Origin of the sequence: Sphingosinicella sp. LHD-64 (genome assembly GCF_031157375.1) — a bacterium.
In the GTDB taxonomy this organism is placed as follows: Bacteria; Pseudomonadota; Alphaproteobacteria; order Sphingomonadales; family Sphingomonadaceae; genus Allosphingosinicella.
The window spans coordinates 271,325-290,857 of the sequence record NZ_JAVIFV010000001.1 but is presented as its reverse complement, the minus strand read 5'-3'; the positions used below and the strand labels follow the sequence as shown (position 1 = coordinate 290,857).

Annotated in this window: 20 protein-coding genes; 12 read left to right on the top strand and 8 right to left on the bottom strand. The window is 68.2% G+C overall.

The window, feature by feature from the left end; genetic code table 11:
- The first annotated feature begins 15 nt into the window (after positions 1–15).
- Both RCO27_RS01425 and RCO27_RS01420 read left to right on the top strand, forming a co-directional pair.
- The gene (locus RCO27_RS01425) at positions 16–1,491 is read left to right on the top strand and encodes an MATE family efflux transporter (protein ID WP_309000857.1); all 1,476 of its coding nucleotides are present in this window, start codon (positions 16–18) and stop codon (positions 1,489–1,491) included.
- 69 nt (positions 1,492–1,560) lie between these two features.
- Positions 1,561–1,971 carry a hypothetical protein gene (locus RCO27_RS01420; RefSeq protein WP_309000856.1) on the top strand — a complete coding sequence of 137 codons (411 nt, stop codon included), beginning with the start codon at positions 1,561–1,563 and terminating at the stop codon, positions 1,969–1,971.
- A gap of 6 nt (positions 1,972–1,977) precedes the next feature.
- Here RCO27_RS01420 and RCO27_RS01415 read toward each other — a convergent pair whose 3' ends face one another.
- The 3 genes from RCO27_RS01415 to RCO27_RS01405 all read right to left on the bottom strand — a co-directional run bounded on the left by RCO27_RS01415 (position 1,978) and on the right by RCO27_RS01405 (position 4,525).
- A complete protein-coding gene (locus tag RCO27_RS01415; RefSeq protein ID WP_309000855.1) occupies positions 1,978–3,039 on the bottom strand; it encodes a 3-deoxy-7-phosphoheptulonate synthase in 1,062 nt (353 codons plus the stop codon).
- A gap of 205 nt (positions 3,040–3,244) precedes the next feature.
- Positions 3,245–3,541 (bottom strand): hypothetical protein, encoded by a 297-nt coding sequence (locus RCO27_RS01410; RefSeq protein WP_309000854.1) that lies wholly within the window; start codon positions 3,539–3,541, stop codon positions 3,245–3,247.
- Positions 3,542–3,610: 69 nt separating this feature from the next.
- Positions 3,611–4,525, bottom strand: coding sequence for a YegS/Rv2252/BmrU family lipid kinase (locus RCO27_RS01405; RefSeq protein WP_309000853.1), 915 nt, complete (start codon positions 4,523–4,525; stop codon positions 3,611–3,613).
- A gap of 65 nt (positions 4,526–4,590) precedes the next feature.
- Here RCO27_RS01405 and hemB point away from each other — a divergent pair, with 65 nt between their 5' ends.
- From hemB to RCO27_RS01385, 4 genes are read left to right on the top strand one after another with little or no spacing between them, the layout of a single operon-like run.
- On the top strand, positions 4,591–5,586 hold the full coding sequence (hemB, locus tag RCO27_RS01400) for a porphobilinogen synthase (RefSeq protein ID WP_309000852.1): 996 nt from the start codon (positions 4,591–4,593) through the stop codon (positions 5,584–5,586).
- Positions 5,586–7,040, top strand: coding sequence for an aminotransferase class I/II-fold pyridoxal phosphate-dependent enzyme (locus tag RCO27_RS01395; protein WP_309000851.1), 1,455 nt, complete (start codon positions 5,586–5,588; stop codon positions 7,038–7,040). The genes hemB and RCO27_RS01395 overlap by 1 nt, the downstream gene beginning before the upstream one ends.
- Positions 7,030–9,258, top strand: a complete 2,229-nt coding sequence (locus RCO27_RS01390; RefSeq protein ID WP_309000850.1) for a fused MFS/spermidine synthase — start codon at positions 7,030–7,032, stop codon at positions 9,256–9,258. The genes RCO27_RS01395 and RCO27_RS01390 overlap by 11 nt, the downstream gene beginning before the upstream one ends.
- Position 9,259: 1 nt before the next feature.
- Positions 9,260–9,814 carry a gamma carbonic anhydrase family protein gene (locus RCO27_RS01385; RefSeq protein ID WP_309001888.1) on the top strand — a complete coding sequence of 185 codons (555 nt, stop codon included), beginning with the start codon at positions 9,260–9,262 and terminating at the stop codon, positions 9,812–9,814.
- On the opposite strand, the gene RCO27_RS01380 is transcribed toward RCO27_RS01385, so the two are convergent.
- Positions 9,811–10,107 carry an I78 family peptidase inhibitor gene (locus RCO27_RS01380; RefSeq protein ID WP_309000849.1) on the bottom strand — a complete coding sequence of 99 codons (297 nt, stop codon included), beginning with the start codon at positions 10,105–10,107 and terminating at the stop codon, positions 9,811–9,813. The two genes, RCO27_RS01385 and RCO27_RS01380, sit on opposite strands and share 4 nt — an antisense overlap.
- The gene (rnd, locus tag RCO27_RS01375; protein ID WP_309000848.1) at positions 10,104–11,285 is read right to left on the bottom strand and encodes a ribonuclease D; all 1,182 of its coding nucleotides are present in this window, start codon (positions 11,283–11,285) and stop codon (positions 10,104–10,106) included. Before rnd ends, RCO27_RS01380 begins: the two co-directional genes overlap by 4 nt.
- A 106-nt stretch (positions 11,286–11,391) precedes the next feature.
- On the opposite strand from rnd, the gene aspS reads away from it, so the two are divergent.
- From aspS to RCO27_RS01355, 4 genes are all read left to right on the top strand, one after another.
- Positions 11,392–13,182, top strand: coding sequence for an aspartate--tRNA ligase (gene aspS, locus RCO27_RS01370; RefSeq protein WP_309000847.1), 1,791 nt, complete (start codon positions 11,392–11,394; stop codon positions 13,180–13,182).
- Positions 13,183–13,326: 144 nt separating this feature from the next.
- On the top strand, positions 13,327–14,229 hold the full coding sequence (locus RCO27_RS01365; RefSeq protein ID WP_309000846.1) for a hypothetical protein: 903 nt from the start codon (positions 13,327–13,329) through the stop codon (positions 14,227–14,229).
- A gap of 16 nt (positions 14,230–14,245) precedes the next feature.
- Positions 14,246–15,025, top strand: a complete 780-nt coding sequence (locus tag RCO27_RS01360; protein ID WP_309000845.1) for a polyphosphate kinase — start codon at positions 14,246–14,248, stop codon at positions 15,023–15,025.
- A gap of 44 nt (positions 15,026–15,069) precedes the next feature.
- Complete coding sequence (locus RCO27_RS01355; protein WP_309000844.1) at positions 15,070–15,450, top strand: hypothetical protein; 381 nt, start codon at positions 15,070–15,072, stop codon at positions 15,448–15,450.
- Here the strand turns inward: RCO27_RS01355 and RCO27_RS01350 are convergent, their stop codons facing one another.
- Entirely contained in the window at positions 15,451–16,149 is a 699-nt protein-coding gene (locus tag RCO27_RS01350; protein ID WP_309000843.1) for a DUF2306 domain-containing protein, read from the bottom strand.
- 82 nt (positions 16,150–16,231) lie between these two features.
- Here RCO27_RS01350 and RCO27_RS01345 point away from each other — a divergent pair, with 82 nt between their 5' ends.
- Entirely contained in the window at positions 16,232–16,777 is a 546-nt protein-coding gene (locus tag RCO27_RS01345; protein WP_309000842.1) for a helix-turn-helix domain-containing protein, read from the top strand.
- A 46-nt stretch (positions 16,778–16,823) separates the two neighbouring features.
- On the opposite strand, the gene greB is transcribed toward RCO27_RS01345, so the two are convergent.
- Positions 16,824–17,324, bottom strand: a complete 501-nt coding sequence (gene greB / locus RCO27_RS01340) for a transcription elongation factor GreB (protein ID WP_309000841.1) — start codon at positions 17,322–17,324, stop codon at positions 16,824–16,826.
- Between greB and RCO27_RS01335 the strand changes: the two genes are divergently transcribed.
- Entirely contained in the window at positions 17,323–17,472 is a 150-nt protein-coding gene (locus RCO27_RS01335; protein ID WP_309000840.1) for a hypothetical protein, read from the top strand. The genes greB and RCO27_RS01335 overlap by 2 nt on opposite strands.
- A gap of 10 nt (positions 17,473–17,482) precedes the next feature.
- Here RCO27_RS01335 and RCO27_RS01330 read toward each other — a convergent pair whose 3' ends face one another.
- The gene (locus RCO27_RS01330; RefSeq protein ID WP_309000839.1) at positions 17,483–19,465 is read right to left on the bottom strand and encodes a lytic transglycosylase domain-containing protein; all 1,983 of its coding nucleotides are present in this window, start codon (positions 19,463–19,465) and stop codon (positions 17,483–17,485) included.
- Between the last annotated feature and the right edge of the window lie 68 nt (positions 19,466–19,533).

The window sequence follows — 19,533 nt, the reverse complement described above, 5'->3', positions numbered from 1 at the left end:
GCGGCAGGGGGCCGGATGGGAGACGAACGGACGTCAGCACCGACGGCAAGCAGGCCAGGCCAGCGCGACCTCACCACCGGCCCGATCGGCCCGGTGCTGCTCGCTTTTGCCGTCCCGACGCTCATCTCCTCGGTTCTCCAGTCGCTGAACGGGTCGATCAACGCGATCTGGGTCGGGCGCTTCCTCGGCGAGGACGCGCTGGCGGCGACGTCCAACGCCAACATGACGATGTTCCTGCTGATGGCCTTCGTCTTCGGCTTCGGCATGGCGGCCACGGTGCTGATCGGCCAGGCGTTCGGCCGCCACGATCTCGCCGAAGTGCGGCGGGTGACCGGCACCGTGATCGGCGCCTTCGTGCCTGTGGCCGCCGCGATCGGCCTGCTCGGCTGGATCTTCGCGCCGGACCTGCTGCGCATTCTCGCCACGCCGCCCGACGCGGTGCCGCTCGCGCTCGCCTATCTGCGCGTCATCTTCATCGCCATGCCGCCGATCCTGCTCGCGACCTTGCTCGTCATGAGCCTGCGCGGGGCCGGGGATGCGATGACCCCGCTCTGGTTCATGATCGTCGCCGTGGTGCTCGACAGCGGCCTCAACCCCGTCTTCATCCTCGGGCTCGGCCCGGTGCCGGCAATGGGCATCGCCGGATCGGCGATGGCGACGGTCGTCGCCAATTACGTCGCCCTGATCGGCCTGATCGTGTTCATCTATCGCCGCGACCTGCCGATCCGGTTGCGCGGGGCGGAGCTGCGCCTTCTCTGGCCCGATCGGGCGTTGCTCGGCATCGTCGTGCGCAAGGGCGTGCCGATGGGCCTGCAGATGATCGTGGTCTCCGCCTCCGCGCTCGCCGCCCTCGGCCTCGTCAACCGCGAAGGCGTTCACACCACCGCCGCCTTCGGCGTGGTCCTGCAGCTGTGGGCCTATATCCAGATGCCCGCCATGGCGCTGGCCGCCGCGGTCAGCGCCATGGTGGCCCAGAATATCGGTGCCGGGCGATGGGATCGGGTGGGCAAGGTCACGCGTGCCGGCATCCTCTATAACCTTGCCATTACCGGATCGCTGGTGGTCGTGCTCGCGGTGGCCGATCGGCCGGCGCTCGCCCTGTTCCTCGGCGGCGAGAGCCCGGCGCTGCCGATCGCCCGGCATATCCAGCTCCTCGTCACGTGGAGCTTCCTGCTGTTCGGCGTGACCATGATCCTCTTCGGCACGGTGCGCGCCAATGGCGCGGTGCTGGGCCCGCTGATCATCTTCGCCATCGGCCTGTTTCCGATCCGCCTCGGCTTCGCCGTCGGTGCCTATCCATGGCTCGGGGCGGACGCGCTGTGGCTCAGCTTTCCGGTCAGTGCGCTCGCCAATATGGCGATGGCGATCGCCTTCTATCTGCACGGCGGCTGGCGGGAGAGCCGGATGATGGCCCCGCCGCCTGTCACCGAGCTGGAAGAGGAGGCACAGGCCGTCGCGGAGCCGGGCGGACGGCTCAATCCTTCGGGCTAGCTCACGTTGCTCCTCAGCGGCGGACCGGCTACGACAAGCCCGTCGCGTCCTGTTTTTCTGGAGGGGCGGATGGAGCGAATCGCACTTCACGCAGCCCTGCTTGTGATCTCCGCAGCTTCGGTCGCCGCCCCGATGCCCGCCATTGCATCCGGCACACAGGCGAGCCGGCCGGACGGGCAGGACATCGCGGATCGAGTCGCGGGCACCTATTATGGCGACGTGATCTCCGATGCGCGCGGATCGTCGCGGTCGGGCGTAACGATTACCGTCACCCGTGTCGGCGCCAATCTCGTTGAAGTAAGCTCCGACTATGCGCGGATTCCAACGGTACGGATCCCGATCGAACGGGCGATGAGTGCGATCGTCCAGGCAAATGGCGATCATGTCTTCCTCATCGACGAGGGTGGCGACCCCGATGGCCTGACCCTGACGATCGACGGTGCCTCGCTCAGCGTCCGTCGCCAGTCGGCGCCGAAATAGGACGCCTCAGGCCGCCAGCGCCGTCCGTTCGCCCACCGCATCGGCCAGCACGTCGAGCAGCTCGACCGTCTCGTCCCAGCCGATGCAGCCGTCGGTCACGCTCTGGCCGTAGGTCAACGACTGGCCCGGCACGAGCTCCTGCCGCCCGCCGATGAGGTGGCTCTCGATCATCATCCCGAAGATCCGCCGCTCGCCGGCCTTGATCTGCCCGGCGACGTCGGCGACCACCAGCCGCTGGTTCTCCGGCTTCTTGCGGCTGTTGCCGTGGCTCGCATCGACCATGATCCGGCGATCGCAACCGGCCTTCGCCGCCTCGCGGGCGGCCGCCTCGATGCTGGCATGATCGTAATTGGGCTCCTTCCCGCCGCGCAGGATGATGTGGCAGTCGTCATTGCCCTTCGTCGCCACGATCGCCGAATGGCCGCCCTTGGTCACCGACAGGAAATGGTGCGGCTGCGACGCGGCCGTCACCGCATCGAGCGCGATCTTGAGATTGCCGTCGGTGCCGTTCTTGAACCCGACCGGGCAGGAGAGGCCCGAGGCAAGCTCGCGGTGGGTCTGCGACTCGGTCGTGCGCGCCCCGATCGCGCCCCAGGCGACAAGATCGGCGATGTACTGCGGCGTGATCATGTCGAGGAACTCGGTGCCCGCCGGCAGGCCGATCCGGTTGATGTCGAGCAGCAGCTCACGCGCGACGCGCACGCCCTTGTTGATGTTGAAGCTGCCGTCGAGGTCCGGATCGTTGATCAGGCCCTTCCAGCCGACCGTCGTGCGCGGCTTCTCGAAATAGACCCGCATCACGATTTCGAGTCGGTCCCCGAGCCGCTGACGCTGCTCCGCCAGCCGGACCGCATAGTCGAGCGCAGCGGCCGGATCATGGATGGAGCAGGGCCCGACCACGACCAGCAGCCGCTCCTCCTGCCCGTGCAGGATGCGGTGGATCGCCTGGCGCGCCGCATAGACCGTGTCGCTGATCTCGCCGCTGATCGCGAATTCGCGCAGCAGGTGGGCGGGGGGCGAGAGCTCCTTGATCTCGTCGATGCGGACGTCGTCGGTCTGGTGCGTCATGTCGGGTCCGATACTCTTGTGAAGGGCAATAAAAAACCGCCAGTTTTGCAGCTGGCGGTTCGCGGAAATCAGGCTGTGCTTGTGCGTTACGCGCGCGCCCGACTCCTCCCGCCAAAGGCGGTAAAGCCGGTAAAATAGGTGTAGAGCCAAGTACGGGTCATCGGATGCATCCTAACGCGGTTATCACCCCAACCGCAAGGGGGCCTCAGACTGCGAACAACGTCACGCCCCGATATTTGCCGTCATTGGGATCGAACAGCGACTCGGGCTCGAACGGCATGTCGGCGACGGCCACGTCCTTGAGGCCGGCAAGCTTGAAGGTCCCGAGCTTGATCTCGCGCGGCGGCTGGCCATCGCGCTCCACCGCGACGGCGTCGACATAGAGCTCGTCGTGACGCGTATAGAGGATGTGCGGCGCCAGCTTGAACGCCGTGCGGTTGTAGGTCGCAGCCACGCATTTGCGGGTCGCGATCGCCTCGAAGATCGGCCGGTTCGTGTCCATTGGGTCCTTATAAAGGACCCATGTTAGCGTTCTCAAGTCAATTTTGTGCAACGCAGCATGAAATTCGGTTCAACTGTCCGCTGGCACGACCACCACGATCGCCCGCTCGGCAACCTCGACCGTCGCCGGCGTGTGTCCCAGCACTTCGCCGTCGATCGAGATGGGAAGGGGCGGGTCGGTGATCAGCCTGAGCTTACGCGCATGAAAATCGCGCACCGTCTCGCGCCGCGACTCGAGCCTGAGCAGGATGCCGATCCAGTTCCACAGCAGCCGGTTCTTCTCGCGCCCCGTCACCGCCTGGACCACGATCTCGCCGCTGTCGACCTCGGCCGCGTCGACCACCTCGACTCCGCCATGGAAGCCGCCATTGGCGATTCGCACCTCCATCGCGTCCATCTCGTGCCGCTCGCCATCGATCTCGACGGTGAGGTGGAAGGGCTTGAAGCGGACGGTCTGGATGCCGGCCCAGATCAGATAGCCGAACCGGCCGAGCAACTTCTTGAGATTGTGCGGCACGGTTGCGCCGACCAGCGGCGACAGGCCCATCGCGGCACTGTTGGCGAAATAGTCGCCGTCGATGACACCGAGATCGACGCGCCACCGCTTGCCCGTGGCGATCGTCCGGATGGCGCCCTCGAGGTCGAGCGGGATTCCGAGGGTGCGCGCGAAGCTGTTCGCCGTCCCGAGCGGCAGCAGCGCGAACACGCAGTCGCGGTCGACCAGCTCGTCGACCGCCGAGGAGAGCGATCCGTCGCCGCCGCCGACGATCACCATCGGCGCGCCGCTGCGGACCGCGGCCTTGACGGTCGGGATGAGGTTGCGGGTCTTGCGCACCGCATGGGCTGCGGTCAGCCTTATCCCCGCCTCGCGCAGCCGGAAGACGGCCCGGCGGAACAGCTTGCGCCCCTTGCGCGAATGCGCGTTGACGATGAGAATCGCTTCCTTGGGGACCGGGCGGGAATCGGGCACCTCCGACCAACGCATCAAAAAGCCGATCCTGTCCAATCTTCTTTGCGCGGGCGCGCCGCCGCGCTAAGCGCTCCCTCGCAATGACCTCCGCCAGCTATCCCGCCCTGCGCCTGCGCCGCACCCGCGCCGCCGCGTGGAGCCGCGCGCTCGTCGCCGAGACCGTCCTCGCTCCCGCTGACCTGATCTGGCCGCTGTTCATCACCGAAGGGGAGGGCGTCGAGGAACCGATCGCCTCGCTCCCCGGCGTGTCGCGCTGGTCGGTCGACCTGATCCGGGATCGCGCCCGCGAGGCGCGTGAGCTCGGCATTCCGTGCATCGCGCTCTTCCCCAATACGCCGCCGGGCCTGCGCAGCACCGACGCGCGCGAGGCGCTCAACCCCGACAACCTGATCTGCCGCGCGGTGCGCGCCGCCAAGGAGGCCGCGCCCGAGGTCGGCGTCCTGACCGATGTCGCGCTCGACCCCTATACCGCGCACGGCCATGACGGCCTCGTCGATGATGCGGGCTATGTGCTGAACGACGATACCGTCGACGTCCTCGTCAATCAGGCGCTGGTGCAGGCCGAGGCGGGCGCGGACATCGTCGCGCCGTCCGACATGATGGACGGCCGCGTGGGCAGGATCCGTTCAGCCCTCGAACAGGCGGGGCATGTCAACGTCCAGATCATGGCCTATGCCGCCAAATATGCCTCGGCCTTCTACGGGCCGTTCCGCGATGCGGTCGGCAGCCGCGGCCTGCTCAAGGGCGACAAGAAGTCCTACCAGATGGACCCGGCCAATGCCGAGGAGGCGCTGCGTGAGGTCGCGCTCGATCTCGCCGAGGGCGCCGACACGGTGATGGTGAAGCCGGGCCTGCCTTATCTCGACATCGTCCGCCGTGTGAAAGAACGGTTCGAAGTCCCTGTCTTCGCGTATCAAGTATCCGGCGAATATGCGATGATCGAGGCCGCCGCCGCGGCCGGGGCGGGGGACCGCGACGCCCTCGTCCTCGAAACCCTGATGGCCTTCAAGCGCGCCGGCTGTTCGGGCGTGCTCACCTATCACGCCGCGCACGCGGCACGGCTGCTCGGGCGCTGATGCTCGACGCGCTGCGCGCCGAGATCGCTGCGCTGGAAGCGGCGGCGGCGCCGCTCGAGCCGGATGCGGAGCGCCGGCGCACGCTGGCCGCCGATGCGCTCGACTACGCTCAAGGGTTTCTCGACGCCCTCCCCGGGGCGCCGGCCAACCGCAACTGGGAGGGCGTGCGGCCCCTGGACGGCGAGTTCGGCGACGAAGGCCGCGATCTCGCCGAGCTGATCGCCTATTTCCATCGCGCGGTTGCCGAGCCCGGCATCACGACCACCTCACCGCGCTTCATGGGCTATGTGCCGGGCGGCGGCCTGTTCCATTCGGCACTTGCCGATTTCCTTGCCGCGGCGACCAACAAATATTCGGGCTTCGCTTCCGCCGCGCCCGGCGCGGTGCGGCTGGAGAATGCGACCGCTGCCTGGATCGCGCGGGTCATCGGCTTTCCGGAAGGTGCGGCGGGCACGCTGACCTCGGGCGGCAGCCTCGCCAACCTCACCGCCATCGTCGCGGCGCGCGAGGCACGGGATGCCGAGGGCGGCGGCGCGGTCTATCTCACCCGATTCGCCCATCACTGCATCGACAAGGGCCTGAACATCGCCGGGCGCGGGCGCGCGCCTCGACGATTAATTCCGACCGACTCGCAGCATCGCATGGACATCGGCGCGCTGGCCGAGGCGCTGGAGAAGGATCGTGCGTCCGGCATCCGGCCCTGGCTGGTCGTCGCCTCGGCCGGGACGGTGGACACCGGTTCGGTCGATCCGCTCGCCGGGATCGCCGCGCTCTGCGCCCGCCATGGCGCCTGGTTCCATGTCGATGGCGCCTATGGCGGTCTCTTCATGCTGTGCGAGGAGGGCAAGGCGGCACTGTACGGGCTCGATGCCGCAGACAGCGTCGCGCTCGACCCGCACAAGACCCTCTTCCTGCCCTACGGCACCGGCGCCGTTGTCGTCCGCGACGGTCGCCACCTGCTTCATGCCTTCAGCGCCAGCGCCGACTATATCCAGCCGCTGGGCGAGACCGGCGTCGGCCCGTCGCCGGCGGACCTCTCGCCCGAGCTCACCCGCCATTTCCGCGCGCTGCGCCTCTGGCTGCCGCTGCAGGCCGCCGGCGTCGCTGCCTTTCGCGCCGCGCAATCCGAGAAGATCGGGCTCGCCCGTTACTTTCATGCCCGGCTGGCGGCGCTGGACGGCTGGGAGGTGGGCGGCCCACCGGATCTGTCGATCGTGGCCTTCCGTTTCCGCCCGGGTAGGGGCAACACCGACGCGTTCAACGATCGCCTGCTGCGCCGCATCCAGGAGGAAGGCCGGCTCTTCCTGAGCGGCACCCGGATCGACGGTGCGCCCTGGCTGCGTTGCGCGATATTGTCGTTCCGTACCCATCTGGCGCATATCGATGACGCCATCGACGTCCTGGTCCGCACCGCCGCTGCGCTGCAATCGGAAGGAAGACTGAGTGCACAGTGAAGCCGCCGCCGGACGGGTCAACGAGCGCTATGCGCGTCCGCTCTTCCTGCTGACCATCGTCACCGGGTCGTTCCTGCTCTTCCTCACCCAGCCGATGATCGCGCGCATGGCGTTGCCCCGGATCGGCGGCGCGCCCTCGGTGTGGAACAGCGCGATGCTGGTCTACCAGTTCCTGCTGCTCGCCGGCTATGCCTACGCCCATTGGGTGGCCCGGATGAAGCCGCGGCGGCAGGCGGGGATCCACATCGTCCTGTTCGGCGTCGCGGCGCTCTGGCTGCCGATCGGGCTCACCTCTGCGGTGCCGCCGGCCACCTTCGAGCCAGCGATCTGGGTGCCCTGGTTCCTGCTGAACTCGATCGGTCCCGTGTTCTTCATCGTCTCAGCCCAGGCGCCTTTGATGCAGCGCTGGTATGCGCTGGAGACGAGCCGCGGCGATCCCTATCCGCTTTATGCGGCGTCCAACCTCGGCAGCTTCGCCGGCCTCATCTCCTATCCGCTGATCGTCGAGCCGCTGATGACGCTCCAGCAGCAGAGCTGGCTGTGGACGGGCATCTATGCGGCGCTGGTCCTGCTCGTCATCGGCTGCGCGCTGACCGTGCCGGCCGACGCGGTCGAGGTCGTCCCGGAAGAGCAGGAGGCGCCGCCGACCATTCGCCGCACGCTGCACTGGATCGCGCTCGCCGCCGTGCCGTCGGGCCTGATGCTGTCGACGACGACGCACCTCACCACCGACATCGTCGCGATGCCCCTGCTCTGGGTGCTGCCGCTCGGCCTCTATCTCCTCAGCTGGGTGATCGCCTTCGCCGCGCGTCGCAAGCCGGCCGAGGTCATTACCATCGGCGCGCCGCTCGTCATCCTGATCTGCGGCGGCCTCGCGTTCAGCGACGGCACGCGCAATCCGTTCGTCTCGGCAACGATGGGGCTCGCCCTGCTGTTCGCGATCGCCGTGGCGCTGCACAGCGAGATGTTTCGCCTGCGCCCCGCGGTCGGCCACCTCACTCGCTTCTACCTCGCCATGTCGTTCGGCGGCATGCTCGGCGGCCTGTTCTGCGCGATCGTCGCGCCGCTCCTGTTCGACTGGGCCTATGAGCACCCGCTGCTGATCCTCGGCGCGGCGCTGCTCGTGCCGCAATATATCCTGCTGCCCTGGCCGTCGTCGCGCGCGCGCATCATCGCGATCGTCGTGCCGCTCTCCGCGCTGGCGCTCTCCTATCTGACCGAGCAGGGTTATCTCGGCCATTCGCCGATGGTGACCATGGCCGGCAGCATCGTCGTGTCGCTGTTCGCCTTGGCCTGCCTCGGCCGGCGCTGGGCCTTTACCGTCAGCCTTGCGGCCTTGATGCTGAGCTATGGCGGCTGGTCGACGATCGCCCGCACCGGCATCGAGGACCGGACCCGTTCCTATTTCGGGATCTACGAGGTCTATGAGCGGCCGGACGGATCGGCCCGCGTGCTCACCCACGGCACGACCCTGCACGGCATCCAGAACCTCGAGCCGGGGCTCGAGACGATGCCGACCAGCTATTATGCCCGCCGTTCCGGGGTGGGCCTGGTGTTGGACAACGCCAATGCCCTGTTCGGCGGCACTGCGCGGATCGGGGTGATCGGCCTCGGCAGCGGCACGCTCTCCTGCTATCACCAGCCCGGCCAGCGCTGGACCTTCTTCGAGATCGATCCGGCGATGGTCGACGTCGCCCGCAACCGGTTCAGCTTCCTGAACCGCTGCGCGCCCGACGCGCGCATCGTCCTCGGCGACGCCCGCCTGAGCATGGCCCGCGAGCCGGCCAATTCCTTCGACGTGCTCGCCGTCGACGCCTTCTCGTCCGATTCGGTGCCGATGCACCTCCTCACGCGCGAGGCGCTGCGGGTCTATGGCCGGGCGGTGCAGCCGAACGGCATCGTGCTGTTCCATGTCTCCAACCGCTATCTCGACCTGAAGCCGGTGGTCGCCGACATCGCCCGGCGCGAGGGCTGGACGGCCTGGCTGCTGCAATATGTGCCGGAGGAGGACGAGCAGGCCGCCAACCTCACCATCTCGGTCTGGATCGCCCTGTCGCGCAACCCCGAAACCCTCAACCAGCTCTACCAGCTGAGCGGCGCCGACAGCATCTACTGGGAGGTGCTGGAGCCGACCCGGGGCTTCTCCGGCTGGAGCGACGACCACGCGTCGATCCTCTCGATCATCAACTATCCCGATCTGTGGCCGGGCGGTGAATGAGGTGAGGGACGCGCGCCTCCTGGCCATCGGCGGCAAAACGCCGCGGATCGACCCGGCCGCCTTCGTCGCCGCGGGCGCGGTGCTGATCGGCGATATCGAGCTCGGGCCGGAGGCGAGCATCTGGTACAATTGCGTGCTGCGCGGCGACGTGAACCGCATCCGCATCGGCGCGCGCACCAACGTGCAGGACGGCACCGTCATCCATTGCGACTCGCCGAGACCGGGCACGCCGGACGGCCATCCGACGATCATCGGCGCCGACGTGCTGATCGGCCATCTGGCGATGGTCCATGGCTGCCTGCTCCATGACCGTGCCTTCGTCGGGCTCGGCGCGATCGTCATGGACGGCTGCGAGATCGAAGGCGACGCGATGCTCGCCGCCGGCGCAATGCTGACGCCGAGCCGGCGAATCCCTTCGGGACAGCTCTGGGCGGGTCGCCCGGCCAAATATGTCCGCGATCTGAGCCAGGCCGACATTGCCGGCATGCGGGCCGGCGTCGCCCATTATGTCGAGCTGGCAAGGCAGCACGCCGCGGCGGTCGCGGCAGGCGCCTAGCCGCAGTTGAAGCGGGCGACCTTGCCCTCGGCATCGAGCTCGATATTCAGGCGATCCTCGCGATAGTCCATCGTCACTGCGTCGCCCGGGCGAATCCAGCGCAGGGTGCGCGCATTGCTCCGCTGCTGTGCCTGGGCGCCGAGCTCGGGGGTCCCCGGCTGGCCGACGAGGCTCTGCAGCCCGTCGGCGTTGCAGCGCTGGGCGCCGCCGGGCCCACCATTGCCGCCTTCCTCCGGCGGCGTGGTCGTGCAGGCGACGGTCATCATGGCGAGGGCGGTGACGGCGGCTTTCATGATACGCTCTCCACTTCGGTCCGGGTCATCACCAGTTTGCCATTGCGGATCGCGAAGGCCAAGCGCCCCTCGACGAGGTCGAGCGCGTCGCGCCCGAACTCCTCGTAGCGCCAGCCTTCGAGGATCGAGAGCCCCTCGCGCCGGCCCGCAGCAAGCAATTCCAGTTCCTCGGAGCGGGCGACCAGTCGTGGCGCGACATTGCTCTCGCGCGCCCGGATCTTGAGCAGCAGCTTCAGCAGGTCGGCGACCAGCGCACCCTCGCGGCCCAGGCCCGGCGAGCGTTCGTCCCGCGCCGGCATCTCGTCCGGTGGCAACGGCCGCGCATGCCCAAGCGCCTCGATCATCCGTCCGCCGATGTCGTTGGTCCGCCAGGCGGGGGAGAGGCCGCGTACCTTGCCGAGCGCGTCCTGATCGGCCGGCGGGTGCATGGCGACGTCGGCGAGCGTCTCGTCCTTCATGATCCTCCCGCGCGGCAGGTTCTTCGAGCGCGCCTCGACCTCGCGCCAGGCGGCGAGCGCCTTCAGCCGCCCGAGCACTTCGGCCTTGCGGCTCTGCACCTTGACCTTCTTCCAGGATGTCGCTGGATCGTTGAGATAGTTGGCGGGGTCGGAGATCCGCTCCATCTCCTGGTCCAGCCAGGCGCCGCGCCCGGTCTTCATGAGCCGGTCGAGCATCTTCGGGAAGAGCTCGGCAAGGTGCGTCACGTCGCCGATCGCATAGTCGATCTGGCGCTTGTCGAGCGGGCGGCGGGCCCAGTCGGTGAAGCGCGCGCCCTTGTCGAGACTGCGCCCGAGCAGCGATTCGACGAGATTGGAATAGCCGACCTGCTCGCCGAGCCCGAGCGCCATCGCGGCGACCTGGGTGTCGAACATGGGATGCGGGGTGCGGCCGGTCAGGTTGACGACGATCTCGATATCCTGCCCGCCGGCATGGAAGACCTTCAGGACCTCCTCGTTGTTGACGAGCAGCTCGAGCAGCGGCGCGAGATCGATTCCCTCGGCCTTGGGGTCGATCGCGGCGGCCTCCTCGCGGCTCGCGACCTGCAAGAGGCACAGGTCAGGCCAATAGGTGTTCTCGCGCATGAATTCGGTGTCGACCGCGACGAAATCGGACCGGGCCAGCCGTTCGCAGAGCTTTTCGAGAGACTCGGTGTCGGTGATGAGGGAATGAATCTGCATTGGCGGCCGTCATAACCACGGGCAGATCGCTTGACAAAGCGCTGTGAGTGACGCGAAGCGCCTCGCACATACTTTTCCACATATTTCAGACTTCGAAAGCGACCCGATGCACGCCTATCGCACCCACACCTGCGGCGAACTCCGCGAAAGCCATGTCGGCAGCCGGGTCCGCCTGTCCGGCTGGGTCCACCGCAAGCGCGACCATGGCGGGGTGCTGTTCGTCGATCTGCGCGACCATTACGGCCTCACCCAGATCGTCGCCCGCGCCGACAGCGAACCGCTGAAGGTGCTCGAACATCTGCGCGCCGAATCCGTGGTGACGATCGACGGCGAGGTCGTGTCGCGCGGTCCCGAGGCGACCAACCCGAACCTGCCGACCGGTGCGATCGAGGTGGTCGCGGACAGCGTCACCGTCCAGTCCGCCGCCGACGAGCTGCCGCTGCCGGTCGCCGGCGAGGCCGACTATCCCGAGGACATCCGCCTGCGCTACCGCTACCTGGACCTGAGGCGCGAGCGGCTGCACGCCAACATCCTGCTGCGCAGCCACGTGATCAGCTCGATCCGCCGCCGGATGATCGACCAGGGCTTCACCGAGTTCCAGACCCCGATCCTGACCGCCTCGTCGCCGGAGGGCGCGCGCGACTATCTTGTCCCGAGCCGCGTCCACCCGGGCAAGTTTTACGCGCTCCCGCAGGCGCCGCAGATGTTCAAGCAGCTGATCATGGTCGCCGGCTTCGACCGCTATTTCCAGATCGCGCCCTGCTTCCGCGACGAGGACGCCCGCGCCGATCGCTCGCCCGGCGAGTTCTACCAGCTCGATTTCGAGATGAGTTACGTGACGCAGGACGACGTGTTCGCGGCGATCGAGCCGGTGCTGCACGGCGTGTTCGAGGAGTTCGCCGACTGGCAGGGCAAGGGCCGCAGCGTTTCGCCGCTGCCGTTCCGCCGCATCCCGTTCAGGGAAGCGATGCTCAAATACGGCTCGGACAAGCCGGACCTGCGCAACCCGATCCTGATCTCCGACGTCAGCGACCATTTCAAGGGCTCGGGCTTCGGCCTGTTCGACCGGATCGTTTCGGGCGGCGACGTCGTTCGCGCCATCCCGGCGCCGGGCACGGCCGAGAAGAGCCGCAAGTTCTTCGACGACATGAACGACTGGGCGCGCTCCGAAGGCCATGCCGGCCTCGGCTACATCACGCAGAAGGGCGGCGAGCTGGGCGGCCCGATCGCCAAGAATCACGGCGAGGAAGCCACCCGCAAGCTCATCGAGGCGCTGGGCCTCGGCCCGGACGACGGCATCTTCTTCGCCGCCGGCAAGGAAGGCGCCGCGGCCAAGCTCGCCGGCGCCGCCCGCACCCGCATCGCCGAGCAGCTCGGTCTGATCGACGAGAGCCGCTTCGAATTCTGCTGGATCGTCGACTTTCCGATGTTCGAGTATGACGAGGACGCCAAGAAGGTCGACTTCAGCCACAACCCCTTCTCGATGCCGCAGGGCGGCCTCGAGGCGCTGGAGACGAAGGACCCGCTCGACATCCTCGCCTACCAGTACGACATCGTCTGCAACGGCGTGGAACTGAGCTCGGGCGCGATCCGCAACCACCGCCCGGACATCATGTACAAGGCGTTCGAGATCGCCGGCTACACGCAAGCGGACGTCGACACAAACTTCGCGGGCATGATCAACGCCTTCAAGTTCGGCGCCCCGCCACACGGCGGCTCCGCGCCCGGCATCGACCGCATCGTCATGCTGCTCGCCGGCGAGCCCAACATCCGCGAGGTCGTCCTCTTCCCGATGAACCAGAAGGCCGAGGACCTGATGATGAACGCGCCGGGCAACGTGACGGCCAAGCAGCTGCGCGAGCTGTCTATCCGCATCGCGGAGGCGGCAACGGGCTAAATCCGTTAAACCATCCCCGTCTTCCCGACGAAGAAAGGATCATCGATGGGCTGGTCACGGCGTGCCGTCGTCCGTTCTGGCGCCGCAGCGATCGCTGGGTTCTCGGGCCGTCCTGCATGGGGCGATTCTGGCCATTCGTCATCTATGCTCCGTTTCGAAGATTTGGAGCGCTTCGAGGCGTTGATCGCCACCCGGTCGACGGAACAGGCGATTGCCGACTATCTGGAGGCTGCGTCGGCGGGCCTTGCGGCTTATCTGCGCACCTATCGGGTCACCCCGGCAGCCTATGCGGAGCGTCTGGCCGAACGGCCGCTTTTCTATCGCGCGCTGGTGGGCTTACGCGACCGCCTGCGGCCTTTCGAGCCCGGCATCCTTCAGGCGATGGCGCGCGTTCGAGCGCTCCTGCCTGGGACGCCTGATGCGCCCGTTTTCTTCCTCGTCGGCACGCTCGGGCCCGGCGCGACGCCACGGGAAGTCCGGTCCGGCACGGATGCGGCGAGCTTAGGCATCCTTATGCCCGTCGAGCATGTGGGCATGACCGCCGAAACCGACATGTCGGAGTTTCCGGAGGGCCGCGCCGGTCGGGCGCAGATAGAGGACGTGGTCGGCTTCGTCGCGCATGAATACGGCCATGTCGCGCAGGTCCATCGGCAGGGGCTGGAACAATATCGCCGGCTGTATACCGTCCCCGGCCGGGCCACCAATCTCGCCATGGCCGTCCGCGAGGGCGGCGCCGAGCTGGTGTCGTGGTTGACGACGGCCCAGCTCCGCGAACGCCACCGCTATTTCCAGAGGCATGCCGATGAACTCAGGCGGGAGTTTATCGCCATCGCTTCACACCCCGCCGCGCAATCGCGGGGCTGGTTCAGCGGGCGGAATGAGGACCGGCCGGATCGTCCCGCCCAGCTCGGCTATGCGGTCGGCCTCGACATGTGCCGGCGGTTCTTCGATATGTCAGGGGATCGATCCGCGGCGCTCCTCGCCATCGTTTCGGCGACTGAGCCGGAGGATTTCGACGTGATTGCCAGGCCGTATCTGAACACATGACTGGGGCGCCGAGCAAATGACCATCGATCTCGGGGAGCACGAATCCGGCGCCAATTATGAAGGCGACTACGAAACCGACCTCGAAGCCTTGCAGGAACGCCTCTCCCGCCTCTTCGTCACCGCCGACGTCCACAGGAAGAAGGCGATCATCGCCGTCGAGGGCTGGGACGCGGCGGGGAAGGGCGGGGCGATCCAGCGGCTGACCGCCACCTGCGATCCCCGCACCTACAAGGTCTGGCCGATCTCCGCGCCGGCGCTGGAGGAGAAGGCCCGCCACTATCTCTGGCGTTTCTGGACGCGCCTGCCTGAGGCCGGCGAGGTCGCGATCTTCGACCGCACCTGGTACGGCCGCGTCCTCGTCGAGCGGGTCGAGGGCTTCGCGACCGAGGCCGAGTGGAAGCGCGCCTATGACGAGATCAACGAGTTCGAGGCGCAGCTCGCCGCCGACGGCACGATCCTGATCAAGCTCTTCTTTCACGTGACGCAGGAGACGCAGGACAAGCGCCTGCGCGCCCGCCTCGACGACCCCTGGAAGCACTGGAAGGTCGGCCCGGAGGATCTGCGCAACCGCGCCCGCCGCGACGATTATACGAAGGCGCTCAAGGACATGTTCGAGCGTACCGACACGCGCTGGGCGCCCTGGACGGTGATCGACGGCAACAACAAGAAGGCCGCCCGCATCGCCGCGCTGACCCAGGTCGCCGACACGCTCGCCGCCGCGCTGCCGAAAAAGCCGCCGCCGATCCGTCCCGATCTGGCACAGTCCTTCCGCGAGGCGCTCGGCGACGGCGATTGAGCCGGCATCCTTTGCTAGGGTCGTACTCGACAGGGAGAGCGGACATGCGGCGCACGATCCTTCTGATTCTGACAGCGAGCGCGGCCCTCGGCGCCTGCGCCTGGGACGATTTCCACTATGGCGCGCCGGGCTACGGCCGCTACGCCTATGCCGGCGATGCCTGGCGCGAGCGCCGGCCCTACGAGGGTGAATTGCGCGGCCCTGGCGTCGGGACGCTCGATCCCTGGTTGCTCGAAACCCCGGAAGGCCGCGCCATCGTCACGCTCGGCTTCCGCGACGCGGCGGAAGGCTTCGTCAGCGAGGACACCGCCCATCGCGCCAACATCTGGTTCCGCTACTACGCCGACCACGACCGCGACATGCGCATCACCGATCCGGAGATCCGCACCGCCCTGGTCGCCGCGGCCGGCCGCTATCTACGCTGATCAGGCCGCGGCCTCGGCCGGCTCGGCGATCCGCGGCGGCCATTTCCGGAAGGCCGCGCTGAAGCGGACGCGGACGATCCAGAACAGCATCGCCGCGAGCACCATGAGCGGCAGCGCGTTCCACAGGATCGCACCCTGCCAGGCCTCGGGAAACTCGTCCTGCTGGCCCTGGAAGAAGGACGTGGTCGCGATCAGCATCGCCGTCGACATCCGCCACAGGTGCCGGCCGATCCGCTGCATCCCGGCCAGCTGACCCTTGCGCAGGAAATTGAGGTCGAGGATCGCGGCCAGCCCGGCGACCGCACCGAAGACGAAATGGACCTGCCAGGGCAGGCTGTCGACCCGGCCGGCCGGATCATTGAGCCCCGACACGCCGAAGGACAGCAGCGCGGCCATGCAGCCGAGCACGACCGCCAGCGCCGCATGTTCGAGCCCGCCCGGCCGCCCGTCGCGGCGCCGTGCCGCGCTCCAGGCGGTGGTCACCAGATAACAGGTGAAGATGCCGATCACCGCGGTCCCCCGCTCCGGCTTCAGCGCCGCGATCACCGCGCCGGTGCCGGCCAGGACCAGCATCGCCGCGAAGAAGGCCGTGCCGGCTTGCGCGTGCCAGCGCGATCCCTTGCGAAGGATGAGCGCCGCGGCGCCCGACAGCAAGGCGATGCTGCCGCCAATGATATGCACCAACATGATCGGGGTCACGCCGCTCTCCCTTGTGCCTGTCCGGAAAGAAGCGTATTATTGAAATAGTACAGTGCTGCCCATGATCGGGGGGATCAAAGACATGATCGCAGGTTGTATCGAACGGATGCGGGCCCAGTCCTGCGGCACCTGCGAGCGGCGCGACGATTGCGCCTTCGTCTGGCCGGAAGCGATCGGGGCAGCCTTCACGGCGCGGCGGGCGCCCGCCGGTTCCGGGCAACGCCGAAGCGCGCTCGCCCTGTTGTTCGGCGAGATCGCCAAGGCCGTCGGCAAGGAAATGCAATCCCGCCCAAGCGCGCTTCGCCGCGAGGTCGAACGCCACCTGGAGCCGTTGCTCGCCGCGGGCGAGGCCCGGATCGACCGCGTCGCCAAGGCGATGGGCTGCAGTCGCCAGACCCTTTATCGCCGCCTCAAGGCCGAAGGGCTGACCTTCGAGCAGATCCTCGACGGGCTGCGCCATCGCCGGGCGCTCAAGCTGATCCGCGACCAGGGCCTGTCGGTGAAGGACGCCGCCTACCGCCTCGGCTTCTCCGATCCCGCCGCCTTCTCCCGCGCCTTCAAGCGCTGGACCGGCCGCAGCCCGCGGGACCTGCGCGGCGTGGCCACTCCTTTGTCACCCCGGACTTGATCCGGGGTCCATCTTCTTTCTGAGGAAAGGAAAGGTGGATGCCGGATCAAGTCCGGCATGACGAGTCGGGGGGATAGGCGATCGCCATCACCTCATATTCCTTCTCGCCCGAGGGGAGGGCGACCCGCCTGAGATCGCCCACCGCGGCGCCGCGGACGGCGCGGGCGATCGGGGAATACCAGCTGATCCGGCCGGTGCCGGCATCGGCCTCGTCCTCGCCGACCAGAGTGACGATCCGCGCGTTGTCGTCCTCGTCGGCCAGCGTCACCGTCGCGCCGAACCAGACCCGGCTCCGGTCGGGCTGCCGCGCCGGATCGGTCACCTTGGCTTCCTTCATCCGCCGCGCGAGGAAGTTGATCCGCCGGTCGATCTCCCGCAGCCGCCGCCGGCCGTACTGATAGTCGGCATTCTCGGAGCGGTCGCCGTTCGCCGCCGCCCAGGCGATCGTCTCGAGCAGCTTCGGCCGCTCGCCGCCGAACAGCGCCTCATATTCCTCGCGCAGCCGCCGGAAGCCGTCGGGCGTGATGTAGTTCGGGCGTTCGCTCATGTCCTTTCCCTATCGTCATTCCAGCGAAAGCTGGAATCTCCCTTTTCTTCTCCGCGCACCCTACGCCATCGCGCGGCCGCTCGATTTTGCGCGCGAAGGGGCGGCGAAAAGGAAGAAAGAAACGAGATTTCAGCTTTCGCTGGAATGACGGGAAGGCCTCAGCGCGCCGAGCGCTGGCCGAGATAGTAGGAAACGCGGCCATGCGAGCGGCTGCGCTCCGGATGGATGGTGTCGTAGATCATCGCATTCTCGACCACGCGCTGCACATAGTTGCGCGTCTCGGAGAAGGGGATGCTCTCGATCCACTGGACCACGTCCGTGCCCGGCAGCCGGGGGTCACCGTTGGCCGCGATCCACTGCGGCACACGGCCAGGCCCGGCATTGTAGGCGACCGCGACCAGCACGAGATTGCCGCCGAACTGGTCCATCAGCCGCGACAGGTGCGCGGTGCCGAGCAGGATGTTGTAGTCCGGGTCCTCGGTCAGCCGCCCGGCATTGAACGGCACGCCGAGCCGCCGCGCCTCGATCTGCGCCGTGCTCGGGATCAGCTGCATCATGCCGCGGGCATTGGCGGAGCTCACCGCGCTGCGCTCGAACGAGCTTTCCTGCCGCATGATGCCGTGCGCCGCCGCCCAGTGGTTGCGATAGGCGGGCGGTATGGTGACCTCGGGAAAGGCGGCGCGGGTGTAGAAGCTGTCGCCGTTCGAGCGCGCCTCGCGTGCCGCCCAGACGCCCATGTCGAGCCGGCCGATCGACCGGCCGAACTCGGCGGCGACGGCGCGGTCGCGGTCGTTGTCCAGGCTGCTCGCCAGCGCGCGGACGAACTGGGTCTGGTCGTTCCGCTGCCCGGTCATGCCGAGATAGCGGGTCGCCTCGGCCAGCGGTCGCCGGGCGAAGACCGCGCGCTCTTCGGCGGTTGCGGACGGTGTCGCGGGCGGCGCGGGCGGGGTGCGGCCCAGCCGCTCCAGCGCGAGCAGGCCGTAGAACTGGTCGGGGCTCGCCGCGGCCTGTTCGAGCCAGGCGTTGGACTGCTGTGTCTGTCCCGCCTGCGCGGCCGAGCGCGCAGCCCAGTAGAAGCCCTTCGCGCGGGTCTGCGGCGATTGCGCGGCCCGGCCGTAGCGGTCGAACATCGCCGCGGCGTCGGCCGGGCGATTGAGGCGCAGCGCCGCCTGGCCGGCGAGCCAGGTGAGGTTGGTATATTCGTCGCGCTCGCCATAGGTGCCGCGGCTGACGTCGGTGCCGGCCGGGAAGATGTCGTCGACCTGGCTGGCGATCCGGTAGGCGGTCGTCCACTGCCGGTCGTTCGACGCGGCCCTCGCGAAGGCGACCATCGTTTCCATGAACTTCTCGGGATTGGCCGGCGGGTTGCGCAGCCGTCGCGGCTGGGCCAGCCATTCGCGCGCCGCGGCCGAATTGCCCGTCTCGCGCAGCCATACGGCGCGGTCGGCGAGGAAGCCGGGATCGCTCGCCGCCGCCGATCCGATCGCCGCGAGCCGCGGCGCGGCGTCCGACGAACGGTTCTGCATCGCGAGACGCGCCTCGTAGAGCGGGCGGCGCTCGGACGAACTCATCGCCAATGTGCGCCCGGCGCTCTGCCGGTCGCCATTGTCGAGCAGCACGTCCATCCGCCGGTCGTGGTCGCGGGTGGTGAAGCCGCTGCCGAACGCACCGAGCAGCCGCGATTCGTCGGTCTGGGCGAGCACGCCCGAGGTCCAGGCGGTGCGTGCCGCCTCCAGCGCCTGGCTGCGCTCGCCCGTCGCCAGCAGCGCGAAGGCGCGCTGGGCATGGCCGGTCGGGGTGAGTGGCGGGAAGGCGTCGAAGAAGCGCAGCACCTCGCGCGGCGACACCGGCTCGACCGACAGGCGGCGCTCCGCGGTCCGGCGCATCGCGGTCTCGCCGGGCCAGCCGCGGTATGTGCTGAGGAACGAGGCGTAGGAGGAGAAGGGCAGGGAGTCGCTCTGTCTCAGGCTGTTCCAGCGCGCCACCGCGCCGGCGATCGCCGAACCTTGGGCCGGCCGCGACGGTGCCTGCGCCAGCGCGGTGACGGCGACCCGGGACGCATTCGGCGCCTTCGCGATGCGTTCCTGAACGGCGGGCACGGTCATCGTCGTGCCGGCAACTGCGGCAACCGAGACACCCATCAGGAGAAAAAGACCCGCTCCCTTGTGCATGCTGGACAGAATGACCGCCCCCTCCTTATCAGACCATG

Coding starts and splice junctions, on each gene's coding strand:
- RCO27_RS01405 (WP_309000853.1), bottom strand. CDS start 4,525: ATGCGTTGGTCGGAGGTGCCCGATTCCCGCCCGGTCCCCAAGGAAGCG.
- RCO27_RS01365 (WP_309000846.1), top strand. CDS start 13,327: ATGCTCCGTTTCGAAGATTTGGAGCGCTTCGAGGCGTTGATCGCCACC.
- RCO27_RS01425 (WP_309000857.1), top strand. CDS start 16: ATGGGAGACGAACGGACGTCAGCACCGACGGCAAGCAGGCCAGGCCAG.
- RCO27_RS01330 (WP_309000839.1), bottom strand. CDS start 19,465: ATGGGTGTCTCGGTTGCCGCAGTTGCCGGCACGACGATGACCGTGCCC.
- rnd (WP_309000848.1), bottom strand. CDS start 11,285: ATGCAGATTCATTCCCTCATCACCGACACCGAGTCTCTCGAAAAGCTC.
- RCO27_RS01360 (WP_309000845.1), top strand. CDS start 14,246: ATGACCATCGATCTCGGGGAGCACGAATCCGGCGCCAATTATGAAGGC.
- RCO27_RS01355 (WP_309000844.1), top strand. CDS start 15,070: ATGCGGCGCACGATCCTTCTGATTCTGACAGCGAGCGCGGCCCTCGGC.
- RCO27_RS01395 (WP_309000851.1), top strand. CDS start 5,586: ATGCTCGACGCGCTGCGCGCCGAGATCGCTGCGCTGGAAGCGGCGGCG.
- RCO27_RS01345 (WP_309000842.1), top strand. CDS start 16,232: ATGATCGCAGGTTGTATCGAACGGATGCGGGCCCAGTCCTGCGGCACC.
- RCO27_RS01335 (WP_309000840.1), top strand. CDS start 17,323: ATGTCCTTTCCCTATCGTCATTCCAGCGAAAGCTGGAATCTCCCTTTT.
- RCO27_RS01380 (WP_309000849.1), bottom strand. CDS start 10,107: ATGAAAGCCGCCGTCACCGCCCTCGCCATGATGACCGTCGCCTGCACG.
- aspS (WP_309000847.1), top strand. CDS start 11,392: ATGCACGCCTATCGCACCCACACCTGCGGCGAACTCCGCGAAAGCCAT.
- RCO27_RS01415 (WP_309000855.1), bottom strand. CDS start 3,039: ATGACGCACCAGACCGACGACGTCCGCATCGACGAGATCAAGGAGCTC.
- RCO27_RS01420 (WP_309000856.1), top strand. CDS start 1,561: ATGGAGCGAATCGCACTTCACGCAGCCCTGCTTGTGATCTCCGCAGCT.
- greB (WP_309000841.1), bottom strand. CDS start 17,324: ATGAGCGAACGCCCGAACTACATCACGCCCGACGGCTTCCGGCGGCTG.
- hemB (WP_309000852.1), top strand. CDS start 4,591: ATGACCTCCGCCAGCTATCCCGCCCTGCGCCTGCGCCGCACCCGCGCC.
- RCO27_RS01410 (WP_309000854.1), bottom strand. CDS start 3,541: ATGGACACGAACCGGCCGATCTTCGAGGCGATCGCGACCCGCAAATGC.